At 70.8% G+C, this 12,590-nt stretch carries 10 protein-coding genes and 1 pseudogene; 3 read left to right on the forward strand and 8 right to left on the reverse strand.

From position 1 onward, the window contains the following. Positions 1 to 616: 616 nt before the first annotated feature. The 4 genes from AB0F52_RS25845 to AB0F52_RS25860 form a co-directional block, all read right to left on the reverse strand. Positions 617 to 3,253: a fibronectin type III domain-containing protein gene (locus AB0F52_RS25845; RefSeq protein WP_360176026.1), complete on the reverse strand. Its 2,637-nt coding sequence runs from the start codon at positions 3,251 to 3,253 to the stop codon at positions 617 to 619. Positions 3,254 to 3,432: 179 nt separating this feature from the next. After that, entirely contained in the window at positions 3,433 to 4,176 is a 744-nt protein-coding gene (locus AB0F52_RS25850) for a ferredoxin reductase (RefSeq protein WP_360176029.1), read from the reverse strand. Next, on the reverse strand, positions 4,146 to 4,745 hold the full coding sequence (locus AB0F52_RS25855; RefSeq protein ID WP_360176031.1) for a sulfite oxidase-like oxidoreductase: 600 nt from the start codon (positions 4,743 to 4,745) through the stop codon (positions 4,146 to 4,148). The genes AB0F52_RS25850 and AB0F52_RS25855 overlap by 31 nt, the downstream gene beginning before the upstream one ends. 29 nt (positions 4,746 to 4,774) lie before the next feature. After that, positions 4,775 to 5,383 carry a pentapeptide repeat-containing protein gene (locus AB0F52_RS25860; protein ID WP_360176034.1) on the reverse strand — a complete coding sequence of 203 codons (609 nt, stop codon included), beginning with the start codon at positions 5,381 to 5,383 and terminating at the stop codon, positions 4,775 to 4,777. Between the two features lie 42 nt (positions 5,384 to 5,425). Here AB0F52_RS25860 and AB0F52_RS25865 point away from each other — a divergent pair, with 42 nt between their 5' ends. The 3 genes from AB0F52_RS25865 to AB0F52_RS25875 all read left to right on the forward strand — a co-directional run bounded on the left by AB0F52_RS25865 (position 5,426) and on the right by AB0F52_RS25875 (position 8,083). Beyond that, positions 5,426 to 6,334: an ornithine cyclodeaminase family protein gene (locus tag AB0F52_RS25865; protein ID WP_360176037.1), complete on the forward strand. Its 909-nt coding sequence runs from the start codon at positions 5,426 to 5,428 to the stop codon at positions 6,332 to 6,334. A 572-nt stretch (positions 6,335 to 6,906) separates the two neighbouring features. Beyond that, positions 6,907 to 7,161, forward strand: a complete 255-nt coding sequence (locus tag AB0F52_RS25870; RefSeq protein WP_360176040.1) for a hypothetical protein — start codon at positions 6,907 to 6,909, stop codon at positions 7,159 to 7,161. Between the two features lie 76 nt (positions 7,162 to 7,237). Then, positions 7,238 to 8,083, forward strand: a complete 846-nt coding sequence (locus tag AB0F52_RS25875; protein WP_360176043.1) for a hypothetical protein — start codon at positions 7,238 to 7,240, stop codon at positions 8,081 to 8,083. Between the two features lie 70 nt (positions 8,084 to 8,153). On the opposite strand, the gene AB0F52_RS25880 is transcribed toward AB0F52_RS25875, so the two are convergent. From AB0F52_RS25880 to AB0F52_RS25895, 4 genes and pseudogenes are all read right to left on the reverse strand, one after another. Continuing rightward, entirely contained in the window at positions 8,154 to 8,720 is a 567-nt protein-coding gene (locus tag AB0F52_RS25880; protein ID WP_360176046.1) for a hypothetical protein, read from the reverse strand. Beyond that, positions 8,717 to 10,319, reverse strand: a pseudogene (locus AB0F52_RS25885) (VWA domain-containing protein). The gene AB0F52_RS25880 and the pseudogene AB0F52_RS25885 overlap by 4 nt, the downstream one beginning before the upstream one ends. Beyond that, the gene (locus tag AB0F52_RS25890; RefSeq protein ID WP_360176049.1) at positions 10,319 to 11,446 is read right to left on the reverse strand and encodes a toxic anion resistance protein; all 1,128 of its coding nucleotides are present in this window, start codon (positions 11,444 to 11,446) and stop codon (positions 10,319 to 10,321) included. Before AB0F52_RS25890 ends, AB0F52_RS25885 begins: the two are co-directional and overlap by 1 nt. A 1-nt stretch (position 11,447) precedes the next feature. Beyond that, positions 11,448 to 12,524, reverse strand: coding sequence for a hypothetical protein (locus AB0F52_RS25895; protein WP_360176052.1), 1,077 nt, complete (start codon positions 12,522 to 12,524; stop codon positions 11,448 to 11,450). Between the last annotated feature and the right edge of the window lie 66 nt (positions 12,525 to 12,590).

The raw sequence follows: 12,590 nt of genomic DNA on the forward strand, positions 1-12,590 counted from the left end.
AGGGCTGGCGTACAAGCAGGCAGGCTGTTCGTCTCGGGCAAGACGGTGAAACACCACATGGCCCGCATCCGCCTAAACTCGGGCGGCGGACCAGCGGGTACTACTGGCGACGCTGCGGGAACTGCTCTCCCGCCCGGACGCGACATAGCCGGCTCCAGCGCAGCCCCTGTTTTGCCGGCAGGGTTCCGGCGAAGTCGGTTGTGCTGGATGGGTGATTCCGCGGAGGGACGGGTGGCGTCGCGGGCCAAGCGGTAGAGTCCTTGGGCGATGCTGGTGCGGCCGGCGGTGTAGGGCGCTGATGGCGTGGTTGCCGAGAGCGGCCATGTCCCAGGATGCGGTGCCGGTAGTGCGATCGCGAGTGATCCGGAAATCTGTGCCGCGGCCGAGATCTGCTGGGTCGGGCAGGACTTCGATGGTGTGCCATCCGAGCCGTCCCGGTGCGCGCCGTGGCGGGTGAAGTAGCGAGCCGGCCGGACTTCTCCGCAGCCCCCACCCTCTCCGGGGGGACGTCCCTGGTCCAGTCTATCGGCGGGGTGCGACGAAAAGCCGGGAAAGACGGTGACCGGGCCTCGTTGTCCACATCATGGCCGGACTGTGGACAACGAGGCCCGACGGCTCAGGCAGCCGCCGTCGTGGCGGTGAATGTGGCTGCCGGGCCCGTTCCCGTTGCCGTGACCGCCGCGACCGTGAACGTGTAGGCCGTTGCCGGGTGCAGGCCGTCCACCACCCTGGTCATGCCCTTGACCGTCGGCTGGGTGACCAGGGCGTCGCGGCCCTGGACCCGGATCGTGCGGCCGTCGGACACCGTGATCACGTAGCCCAGGACCGGGGTGTCGCCCGCCGCGGCCGGGGGGTTCCAGCGGATCGAGGCCGCCGTTGCGCTCGGCAATGCCCGTGCGCTCGTCGGGATGTCCGGCAGCGCAACGGGGTTCAAGCCGGGGGTGACCGGAGCCGACGGCAGCGACGGCTCGCTCGTGCCGAACGCGTTGCGCGCCGCGACTGTCACCGTGTACGGCGTCCCGTCCGTCAACCCCGGCACTTCGGCGTACGCGCGCTTCGCGAAGTCGGCCGCCGTCACCGTTGCCGAGTGCGTGCGGCCGCCGCCCGAGGCCGTCACCACGTAGTCCGTGACCGGTGCGTTGTTGAAAGCGAACGTCGGGTTCCAGGTCGCGTACAGCTTGCCCGCGACGGCGAACGTGCCGACCCGTGACGGTGCTTCGGCCGGGGCGCGCCCGCCGACCGGACGGGAAAGCAAGCCGCGGTAGGCCGGTTCCAGGCCCGCGTTCGCGACGATCGCGGGCGGGGCGTCCGCCGGGCGGGCGAGGATCTGGTTGCCGCGGGTGATCGCGCCCTTGTCGACCTTGTCGCGGTCGCCCTGCTCCCAGTAGTTGCCCTCGATCAGCGTCGGGTCGTTGTTGCCGAGGTCGTCGCGGTAGTCGACGTGCACCGTGCCGACGTTGAAGTACGCCGTGCCGTAGAGGACGTTGCCGCGGACGGTCTCGTAGGTGTTGCCGTTGTCGGTGTAGACGGCCTTGCCGAGCCCCCACTGGCCGTGGATGACGTTGCCGGTGACCTTCTCGCCGTCGTCGAGGGAGGTGCCGGTGATGCCCTGGGTGTAGACGCCACCGCCGTCGTCGAGCATCTGCATGTAGTCGAAGATCAGGTTGTCCGAAACGACGTTGTCGTGCGACAGGTTCGGCGTCGCGGCCCGCTTGATCTTGTCCGGCCAGCCGCCCCAGCCGACGGAGATCGCCGAGTAGCCGACGTGGTCGATCTGGTTGTGGGAGATGGTGTTCCGCACGGTGTAGCCGTTGACGATCGGCACGCCGCCGTGGAATTCGCGCGGCAGGCCGTAGAGGTGGTTGTCGGTGACCTGGACGTCCCGCACGACGTCGGCGTCGGTGTCGGTGACCGGTTTGTCGACGCCGCCGACCTGCACGCCGTTGCCGGAGATGTCGGTGAAGACGTCGCCGCGCACCTGGGATTCCTTGGTGCCGTCGATGAGGTCCAGCCCGGCCCCGCCGAGGTGGGCGAACACGCTGTCGGCGAATTCGACGCGCCGGCCGTGCGAGACGGAGACGTTGGCGGGTTCCCGCGTCCACGAGGCGTACGGGCAGGTACCGCCGGCCACGAACTGGCAGAGACCCTGGACGGCCCAGCCGTCGGCACCCGTGATCGTGTACCCCGCCTGGATTTCCGAGAACCCTTCGGGCGACGAAGGCGTCAGCCAGGTCGCGTAGGAGTAGCGCAAGCCGCGGAAGGCGATGTCGTGGATCGGCGCGGCGGCGGTGCCTTTCGCGTCGAGGAGCTTCTCCAGCACCGGCATTTCGACGTCCGCGCGACGCAGGTCCTGGCCGGGCCTCGGCAGGTAGTAGACGACGTGGGTGGACCGGTCGAGGTACCACTCGCCCGGCGTGTCGAGCAGTTCGAAGGCGTTTTCGGCGTAAGTGGGGTGCCGCCCGTTGGTGAGGTCGGCCGGGCCGACCATGTTGACGCTGCGGCCGGGGATGTCCGGGAACAGCACGCGTTTCGTCGAGTTGTCCCAGCACGGGTTGGCCATGGTGATCGTCGTGCCCTCGGCGGCGGCGAGGGGACAGCGCGGTTCGGTCCACTGGCCGAGGCCGTCGCGCTGGACGTTCCAGAGCGCCTCACCCGAGGTGTACACGAACTCGACGTCCTTCGGGTTGCGCCAGTGGGCGAGGGTGTCCGCGCCGGCGGTGTAGCCGGTGGCGGTGGCCTTGACGGTCACCGGCAGGGGGCCGCGGGCGCGTTGCTCGCGGACGCCGTCGACGTAGAGCTGGCGGGTGTTGTCCAGCCCGGCGGGCGCGGGCGCGGCGAACAGGCCCGGACGGCCCGGCACGGGCCGCCAGCCGGTGACTCGCACGCCGCCGTTCAGCTCGGTGTCGCCGCTGCCCTGCCAGATGACCCGGTGCCCGTTGCCGCCGGAGTCCCGCGCGTCGAGCCGCAGGGGTGCGGCCAGCCGGAAAACGCCGGGCGCGAGGTGGACGGTGAGGTCCCGGGTGAGGTGCGGGGCGCGTTGCCGCACGAGGTCGCGGGCCCGGTCGAGGGTCCGGACGGGCTGGCCGGCGGTCCCGGAGGCCTGATCGGACCCGCCGGGCGAGACGTAGACGTCCCGGCCGGCGGCATCGGGACCGGCCGCGGCCACCGGCCCGGTCGTGGCGAGCAGTGCGCCCGCACTCAGGAGGACGGTCACCACGGTGCGGCGCCGCGTCGAGCCCCACTTGGTCAGCATGGACGAAACATAGGATCTCTTGAGCGCGATGTCGACAATTTCCCGCTCAGCGGGGCACGCGATCACCTAATCATCGGATGCCTGTTGGGCGAATCGGCGGCGCGGCGGGTCGGGCTCGGCGGGTCGGGCTCGGCGGGTCGGGCTCGGCGGGTCGGGCTCGGCGGGCCGGGCTCGGCGGGTCAATCGCGGCTGGGGCCGAAGCGTTCGGTGCGGATGCGGTGCGGGTCGTGGCCGAGGGCGACCAGGATGTCCGCCACCGTTTCCACGAAGCCCGTCGGGCCGCAGACGAAGCACGACGCGCCGAACTCGGCCGGCCAGCCCGCCGTGTTGATCGTCGCCACGTCGATGCGGCGGGGGATGCCGGAGCGGCCTTCGGGCAGCTCGCGGGTGAACACGTACGTCACGTCCACGCCCGCCACCGGCGTGCGCAGCTCGTCCGCGTAGTACAGCTCGGCCGGGGTGCGCAGCGAGTAGATCAGCTTGAACGGCGTGCGGACACCCGCCGCGCGGCGGGCCCGGACCATCGCCATCAGCGGGACGATGCCCGAGCCGCCCGCGATCAGCAGCACCGGGGCCGGGTCGGTCGGGCGCCAGGCGAACCAGCCGCCGACCGGGCCGCGGATCTCGATCGGGTCGCCGATCGCGTACGGGCCGGTGAGGTGCTCGGACACCTCGCCGCCGGCGACGCGCTGCACCGTCAGCTCCACGCGGTCGCCGTCCGCCGGCGCGGCAAGGGAATAGCTGCGCTGCGCGCGATAGCCGTCCGCGGCCGTGAGCCGGACGTCGACGTGCTGGCCCGCCAGGTGACCCGGCCAGCCGGGCAGGTCGAAGACGAGCGTGCGCGCCGTCGGTGTTTCGTCGCGGAAGCCGGCCAGGCGGGCGACCCGCCAGGCTAGTCGCCCTGATACCGCTGTTCGCGCCATGGATCCCCGTAGTCGTGGTAGCCGACGTTCTCCCAGAAGCCCGGCTCGTCCCGGGTCTTCAGCTCCAGCCCGCGCACCCACTTCGCGGACTTCCAGAGGTACAGGTGCGGCACGAGCAGCCGCGCCGGGCCGCCGTGCTCGGGGGTCAGCGGCTTGCCGCCGTACTCGTAGGCGATCCAGGCCTGGCCGTCGAGCAGGTCGGCCAGCGGCAGGTTCGTCGTGTACCCGCCGTAGGCGTGCACCATCACGTAGTCGGCTTCGGTGTCGAGCCCGCCGACCAGCGTGTCGATCGAGACCCCGCGCCAGCGCGTGTCCAATTTGGACCACTGGGTGACGCAGTGGATGTCCACTGTGGGCTTCTCGCTGGGCAGGGCCATCAGCTCGGCCCAGTTCCAGGTGTGCTTCTCCCCCGTCTCGGTGGTGACGGTGAACTCCCACGTTTCGGTGGGCACGCGCGGGGTCGGGCCCGCCGACAGCACGGGGAAGTCCTCGGCCAGGTACTGCCCGGGCGGCAGCCGCGGGTTGCCGCTGCGCGCACGGCCCTGGAACCCCGGTGTCACGACACCCATGCGGCTCTCCCTTCCCGATCGCGCCGAGCCTACGCCCGGACGCGCAGACCCAGCGACGTGACGAGCACCGCAGCCTGTTCGGGTGACACGATCGCCCCGGCCAGCTCGGCGTTCAGCGGATCGAGCGCCGAGAGGTCACTGCCCCGCAGCTCGGCTTTCGGCAGCTTGACGGCGTGCAGCATCGCCCCGGACAGGTCGACGTCGGCGAACACCGCGCCGGCGCAGTCCGCCCCGGTGAGGTCGGCTTCCCGCATCCGGACCCCCTGGAAGGTGACTGTCCGCAGGTCGGCGCCCGCCAAGCCGGCGAACGACCAGTCCCCGCCGGTGACCCGCAACGGCCGCAGCTCGCACTCGGTGAACGTGGCGCCGACGAGCTTGCACCCGGTGAATTCGGCGTCGAAGAAGTTGCACCGCTTGAAGGCGCAGCCGGTGAACGCCGAGTCCGTGTGCCGCGACGCGTTGAAGCGCACGTTGCCGAACACGCAGTCGGTGAACACCGAGTTCCGCGTGACCGCCTCGGAGAAGTCGGCCTCGTGGAACTCGCACCGCACGTAGTGCCGCCCGGTGATCTCCTCCCCGTACCAGTCGTCGCGGAAGAACCGCTGCTCCTCGACGGGATCTTGCGTGGCCTCGGACATGCCGCCAGGCTAGCGGCAGACCCGATGCCGGAGGGGCCACGCATGCTCGACGCCGACGACGTCCGGAGGGCCGTGCCGATGCCGGCCGCCGTCGAAGCGGTCCGCGAGGCGTTCCTCGACCTCGCCGCCGGCCGTTTCGTGGTGCCGCAACGGCTGTCCTTCGCCGGAGCCACGACGCTCGTGATGACCGCCTGCCACACCCCGACGTCGACGACGGTCGTGAAGACCCTCAACCTGGTCCCCGGCCGGACGCCGATGATCCTGGGCACGCTGGTGTGGAACACCGCCGACGGCCAGGTGGTCGCCGACGCTGTCGAGATCACCACCCTGCGCACCGGCGCGGTTTCCGGCGTCGCCACGGACCTGCTCGCCCCGCCTTCGGCGAGCCGGCTGGCGTTGCTCGGCACCGGTGCCCAGGCCGCCGACCAGGTGCGTGCCGTGGCGGCGGTGCGGCCGGTGCGTCGCGTGGCGGTGTTCGGCCGTGACCGGTTGCGTGCGCAGGCGTTCGCGGACCGGTTGTGCGCCGAGTTCCCGGAGGTGGCGGTGCGGGTGGCTTCGAGTGCCCCGGACGCGGTGTCCGACGCGGAGATCGTCTGTTGCGCTACTTCGTCTCGTACTCCTCTCTTCGGTGTCGACGACTTGCCGGAACGCGTTCACGTCAACGCGATCGGGTCGTACCTGCCGTCCATGCGGGAGCTTCCCGCCGAGTTGCTCGCCACCGCTGGGTGCGTGGTGGTGGATCAGATCGACGCCGCCCTCGAGGAGGCGGGCGAGGTGATCCACGCGGTGGAGAGCGGGCTCCTCGACCGTGGTGAGCTGATCGAGCTGGGTCCGGCCCTGCGTACGCCGCCGACGGTCGGCGGGCGGACGGTGTTCAAGTCCGTCGGGCTCGCTGTGCAGGACTGGGCCGTCGCCCGGCTGCTCGGCGAGGCGGCGGGGCGGCGCGGGTAGGGGCCGACGACACGGCCGGCCAGGACTCCGGTGCGGCCGCCGCAGCGCGAGACGACCTCCAGCACAGTGAGGTGGCTGATCCGCGGCCCGATAGCCCACTCCGGAGCGGATGAATGCCGGTGAGCAGCTCTCCTTGATGCGGTTGCTGAGGCGAGTGGCCTCACTGGCAAATCGGCGCAGAAAAGGGCCAGCTCGATCAGGGCGCTCCGACCGGACGCCGCTTCTGCGGCAAGCACGCCGCATCGCCACGCCACCAGGTAGGCCATGTGCTGCCTGGGCTTGCGGGGGCCGCGACCGGCGGTGCCCGATCGTGGCCGGCTGGTTCAGCACGGCCGGCAGCGTTCCGTGCTGAGCGAGACTGGTGACCACCGCTCCCTGAGCCGGACACCGAAAAGGACAAGCGGGCCGAGACCGGGCTCGAACCCCTCACCACCTGCGCCGAAGCGCTGACGGAGAGCAACAGAAGCGGCCAAACGGCGCAATCTGGGCCTTGGAGCGTTTGATCGGTCCCCTGATCAGGGAATTTTCGCGACATGTCTCCTTGGCGAACCACCACCAGACGGAACACGGCCGTGCGGGTCATCACGGCGATCGGCGCGATCTTCGCGGGGATCGAAGTTCTCTACATGATCATGGTGCTCGCCGGTGCGAACGCCGGCAATGCCTTCTTCCAGTTCATCAAGTCACTGGCGGTGCCTCTCGCGTTGTTCTGGCCCGGTCTGTTCCCGGTCGACAGCCCCAGCCTGGCCGTGATCCTGGACTTCGGCCTTGCCGCGGTGTTCTGGCTCGTCATCACCGGCATCATCGCCCGCTTCGCGGGCCGGTGACCGGAGGCGATCCGCTGGACCACCCGGGAACCACCCGCCGTCGCCGCCGTCCGTGTCCGTGGGCGACACTGGACGGATGAGCGACGGCAGGTGGTTCGACGGCTGGTCGCCGTGGCCCGGGCTGGCCGCGGCCGGGCGTTCACTGCTCCCGAACGTCCCGGTCACGCCGGCCGCCTTGGCGCGCACCGTCACCGAACAGCTCGTCGGCCGCCGGCTGACCGCGAAGGTGGATGGCCGCGAAGTCGGCCTAACCCTTGCCGAGCTCGATTACCCGGCCGACAGCCTCCGGCTGGCCACCGGACGCCTCGGCGACGTCCGGATCGTCGCCGAGGACGTCGATTGGCCGGAACCGGACGCCGAAGACACCGAAGACGCCCAAGCCGGCGACGGTGGCGCGGCCGGAAGCATCCCGCTCCGCCGCGTCACCGTGCTCGCCGAAGACGTCCGCCTCCGCTCGCTGCCCACGCCGGCCGCCAAACCCGCGCGGGTGCAGCTGGCGATCGCCGTCTCCGCCGACGTGCTGCGGGACCGGGTGGCGAAAGCCCGCCCCGGGATCGTCGCCACTCCGGCCGACGGCGGCCTGCTGCGGATCCACTGGGCCAAGCGGCCACACTGGGGACACCTGACCCTCCGCCCGCAGGTGGCGGACGACGGCGTGCTGCTCGTGCCGCAGACCCTCCACATCGGACAGCGACAGCTGAAGCCGCCACGCCGCTTCCAGCCCATCGTGCTTCCCTTGCCCGAACTCCCGCCCGGCTTGAAACTGACGAAGGTGGAGCCGCGGCACGACGAGCTCGTGCTGCACACAGTGGCGGAGGAATGGCCGGAACGCCTTTCCCGCATTCCCCTGCCGGACCTGCTGAGCTGGCTGACCACCGCCGCGATGACACTGACTCTGCCGAACCTCGGTGCGCGTTCATGATTTCCCCTTCCCGGTGAGACATCGACCACGCTACTCGAACGCGCGTTCGAACATCATCACCCACAGGGGTTCAGGTTTCCCGATCCCGCAGGTACCGCGTGTGATCGGCCTGCCGGTCGACCTCCGTCGCGTAGAACCGCTCGGCCACCCGGTGCGCTTCCGCCTCCAGCAAACCCAGCTGGGTCACCAATTCCGAGCCCGCGCCGGTGCGCCGCGCCGCGAACCACCGCGGGAGGTTGAGGTAGGTTTCCAGCGACAGCGGCAAATCCGTGCCCGCGAGCCGGACGACGGCGTGCTGCAGCTCAGGATCACCCGAGAGCCGCTCAGGCCGGGAAAGCAGGTCGCGCAGCACCTCGGCGATCCGGTGCACAGTGTCCACAGAGGACGCCGGCAGCCGGGACGCCTGCGCGGAAACCGTGGCCGCGAGCGCGTCCAGCGACTCTCGCAACCCGGCGGACGCATCAGGCACCAGCCGCACCCTCTCCCCCGGCGCCAGTAAGGCCCCGGCGGTGTAGAGCGCGACCACGACGAACGGCCAGAACCACCCGACCACCCCGGTCAGGTACAGCCCGACACCGAGCAGGCCGCCGACGCAGCCGGCGAGGTTCTTGGTCGACCCCAGACAACGCAGCATCATTGGTACCCGCGAATCTCCTGGAACACCCGGGACAGCTGGACGTTGCGCGCGTCGAACACCTTGCCGCCGGTCCGCGTCGCGACCTGGGTCAGCTCGTCGCTGCTGCCTTCGCCGAACAGGACCGTGAACACCGGAACCTGTTTGACCGCGGGCGGCAGCGACGCCAGCGACGTCAGGAAGTCCGGCAACGACGAGCCGTTCGCGTTCTCGCCGTCGGTCATCAGCACGATGGAGGTGAACCGGTCCGGATCCGCGGCGGTCAGCGGCTCGAGCACCTGGTACGCCCGGGAAAGGCTGTCGTAGATCGCCGTTCCGCCCCGGGAGACCAGTCCTTCGGCGAACGTCTTGATGTTCGCCAGCTCGGCCGCGGGGTTCTCCTCCGGCACGGTGAACGTCCGCGGCGCCCCCGGCCCGGTGTTGAACGGCAGCATCGTCACCTCCTCCCGGCTCCGGAACCGCCGGAACCGGCCGGTCAAGGAGGTGTCCGCGCCGGTCAGCCCCACCAGCGCGGACCGCAGGGAGTCGATCCGCTCGCCCGCCATCGACCCGGACGTGTCGAGCACGTACAGCGTCCGCGAGGGACGCCGGAGCTTGTCGAAGTAGGCCGACAGCAACGCGTCCACCGCCTGCTGCGTCGCCGGGAACGGCAGCTCGACGAGGTCGCGCTGCGCGAACTGCGTCCCCAGCGCGACCCCGGCCACGACCGGCCGCCGCTGGGTGGTCTCCATGATCCGCTTCTGCACCGCGGGCGTCCGCAGGTGGTCCGCGAGCCGCTGGTGGGCCGAGCGTGCGTCGGAACCGGCGTCGGCCAGCAGGGTGAGCGGGTAGTCGGCGGTGACGACTCCGTCGCTCGGGTAGACCAGGGTGAGCGGCTGGGGCAGCTTCCCGGACGCGTTCGCGGACAGCAGCACGGACTCGTAGTTGATCAGCCCGTCGACCGGGTCCGGCCCGGTCGCGCGCCGGACGTACGCGTCCGACAACCAGCCCGAAGAGCCCGCCGAAAGCGTTTGGGCGCTGAAGAACTGCGTCAGCTGCGGGGTGACCGAAGCGATCTGCCGGGCGTCGATCGCGTTGCCCGCGCCCGCCAGCGCCGACGCGACCCCGACCAGCGCCGAGAACCCGGAGTTCGACGCCGACGGGTCCGTCATCCCGTAGCTGAACGCCTTCTTCCCGGCCTGCGCGGCGATCTCGCCCCAGCTGACCGGCTTGCCGGCCCAGCCCAGCCGCTGCACCACCGGCGTGGCCAGGCCCAGCACCACCGGCGAGCTCATGATCTTGACCTGGTTCCCGAGCCGTTTCGCCGCTTCGGGAATGCCGGCGGGATACCGGTTCGACGAGAACCACACGGCGTCGTACTTGCCGTCGACGCTGCCGTTCGCCAGCGCTTCGGCGCCTTCCAAGGTCCCGGTGAAGGTGAACTTCACCTTCACGCCGGTGGCTTGCGCGGCTTCGTCGAGCACCGGCTGCATGTCCGCCAGCTCGCTGCCCGCGAGGATCCGCAAGGTCCCCGGCTCGGGCCCCCCCCAGCGGCGCGGACGAAGAGTCGGAACACCCCGCCAGCAACGCGGCGCCCAAAAAGAGCACCAGCACCTTCCTGATCATGCTTCCCCCTCGTGCGAACGCCGCAGGTGATCTTCGGCGCGGCGGATCTCGCCGGACAGCGACTCGACGGTCGTGGCCATCGCGGCGACGGCGTCGGCGCGGAACCCGTCGATCGCGTCGATCGAGGCGTAGATCCGGTCGAAGGACTGCCGGATCGTCTCGGTCGCGACGGCCGGGTCGCTGCTCGCCCGGCGGATCTCCGCGGACTGCAGGTCCAGCAGCTCGGTGTTCGCGCGGATCAGCCCGTCGGTGGTCGCCCGCAGGGCCGCGACCTCGTCGAGGACGTCCCGCTGGCTCGCCAGCGCCCCGCTGACCAGCAACGCGACGCGCAGGGCGGCAACGGTCGTCGACACCGCCCGTTCGACACCGCGGATCAGCTCGTCGTTGTTCTTGCGCACCAGGTCCAGCGCGAGGTAGCCCTGCGCGCTGACGGCGAGCTGGGTCAGCAGGTCCTGGTGCCGTTGCCGGATCGGGTACAGCACGTCCGCGCGCAACGCGTTCGCGCGCGCGGGATCCGTCAGGTCGAAGACGCCGGCCTGTGCCTCGATCGCGCCGTCGACGGCTTCGGCGAGAGCGGCCGCCTCGGCGAGCTTCCCCATGACCTTCCACAGCCGCTCGCGCTCGCCCTTGATCGAGGCGTTGTCGCGGCGCAGGACGTCCTGGCGGCCGCGCAGGTCGACGACCAGGGCGTTGACCGGCTCGTTCGCCGCGCGGTAGCGGTCCAGCGCCCGCTTCGCGCCGGCTGCGGCCGGGAACATCCCCAGCAGTTTCCGGCCGGTGAGCGGCAGCTTCGCCGGGTCCAGCTCGGCGACCGTCCGGCGCAGGCTCGCGAGGCTCGTCGTCACCCCGTCCTGGGGCGACGCCGCGCTGCGCAAGGACCGGTCGAGCATCGTTCCGGCGACCCCGGCCGCCGCGCGCATGTCGGCCTCGCCGACGGTCAGCAGCTCGTCGAGGAGGTCGGTGAACTCCGGCGACCGGACGTCGAGGGCTTCGAGCCGGGACGCGAACTCCGAAGCGCGAACGGCGACTTCCGACCGCGTGTCCTCGCTGAGGGTGATCAACCCGGCGGCGCGCTCGGAAGGAATCGCGGTGACCGGCTCGGGCGGGGTGAGCGCGAAGTCCATGTCAGTACTGCTTCCCGACGGCGTCGAGCAGCCGTTCCAGGGTTTCGAACGACGGCGGCTCGACGGCGTCCACGAGATCGGCCGGCGGGTGGGCCGGCGCGGCGACCTCGGCGAACAGCTTCGGGTCGGTCGTGCGGAAGCCGAAGGTCGCGGCGAGCTTGCCCAGTTCGGGGTCGGTCGCGAGGAGCTGCCCGACCTTGTCGCCGTCACCGGTCAGCGGCACCAGCGTGTGCTTCGAGTACACCGTCGGCGCGGTGTAGAGCATCCGCATGTCCGGCCGGATCGAGCCGTCGCCGCTCAGCACGCGGCCGACGAACTGCGACTCGTAGATCAGCGCCAGCGGCGTCTTGCCCATGCCGGCCGAGAGGTAGTCCTCGAACGGCCCTTCGGTGCTGTTCTGCGTGTACCCCTGGACGAGGAACAGCTTCGCCACCGAAGGCAGCACCTTCGCCTCCTGGTCGGGCGTGCTGACGACGGCGTTCCCGTTGGCCACGAAGGAAACGATCGACAGGTACATCGCCGCGGAGTTCGACTCGCGCGGGTCGGTCGTGGTGACCAGGACGTTCTTGCGCGCCGGGTAGGCGGTGTTGCCCGGCAGCTGGTCCCAGCGCGTGCCGGCCTTCGCCAGGTCGAGGTACTTCGCGATGTCGAGGACGTCGTAGTCGCCGGCTCCCTTGTGCACGACCCCACCGGCCCGCAGCAAGGAAACGATCGGCTCGAACGAGGCGACGGCCATCGGCGACTGGAACGGCGTGTACACGGTGGTCACCTTGCGGTCGCGCTGGATCTTCTGCGCCGCGGGCGACGACGACGGGAACGCGAACGCGTACTTCCCGAGGTCGACGGTGGTCGCGATCTGCCGCGATCCCGCGGTGTCCACTTCGACCTTCAAGCCGTGGCGGGCGAAGGCGCCGACGACGCGCTGGTCGGTGAAGAAGGCCTGCTTCTCCGAACCGATCACCCCGCGGACCGTCGTCGTGGAGCCTGCCGCGCTGTCGCCGCCGCGGCCCCAGATGATCACCCCCACGACGGCCAGCACCAGCACCACGGCCAGTCCGATCGACACCCGGCGTTTCACCGATCCACTCCCCTCGACGGGCTTTCGCTCATTGGACGCGGGAGCGAGCCGGTTCGAAGTGAACGG

The organism is Amycolatopsis sp. NPDC024027, from assembly GCF_040638975.1.
In the GTDB taxonomy this organism is placed as follows: domain Bacteria; phylum Actinomycetota; class Actinomycetes; order Mycobacteriales; family Pseudonocardiaceae; genus Amycolatopsis.

Coding starts and splice junctions, on each gene's coding strand:
- AB0F52_RS25880 (WP_360176046.1), bottom strand. CDS start 8,720: ATGATGCTGCGTTGTCTGGGGTCGACCAAGAACCTCGCCGGCTGCGTC.
- AB0F52_RS25860 (WP_360176034.1), bottom strand. CDS start 5,383: ATGTCCGAGGCCACGCAAGATCCCGTCGAGGAGCAGCGGTTCTTCCGC.
- AB0F52_RS25845 (WP_360176026.1), bottom strand. CDS start 3,253: ATGCTGACCAAGTGGGGCTCGACGCGGCGCCGCACCGTGGTGACCGTC.
- AB0F52_RS25850 (WP_360176029.1), bottom strand. CDS start 4,176: ATGGCGCGAACAGCGGTATCAGGGCGACTAGCCTGGCGGGTCGCCCGC.
- AB0F52_RS25890 (WP_360176049.1), bottom strand. CDS start 11,446: ATGGACTTCGCGCTCACCCCGCCCGAGCCGGTCACCGCGATTCCTTCC.
- AB0F52_RS25865 (WP_360176037.1), top strand. CDS start 5,426: ATGCTCGACGCCGACGACGTCCGGAGGGCCGTGCCGATGCCGGCCGCC.
- AB0F52_RS25855 (WP_360176031.1), bottom strand. CDS start 4,745: ATGGGTGTCGTGACACCGGGGTTCCAGGGCCGTGCGCGCAGCGGCAAC.
- AB0F52_RS25875 (WP_360176043.1), top strand. CDS start 7,238: ATGAGCGACGGCAGGTGGTTCGACGGCTGGTCGCCGTGGCCCGGGCTG.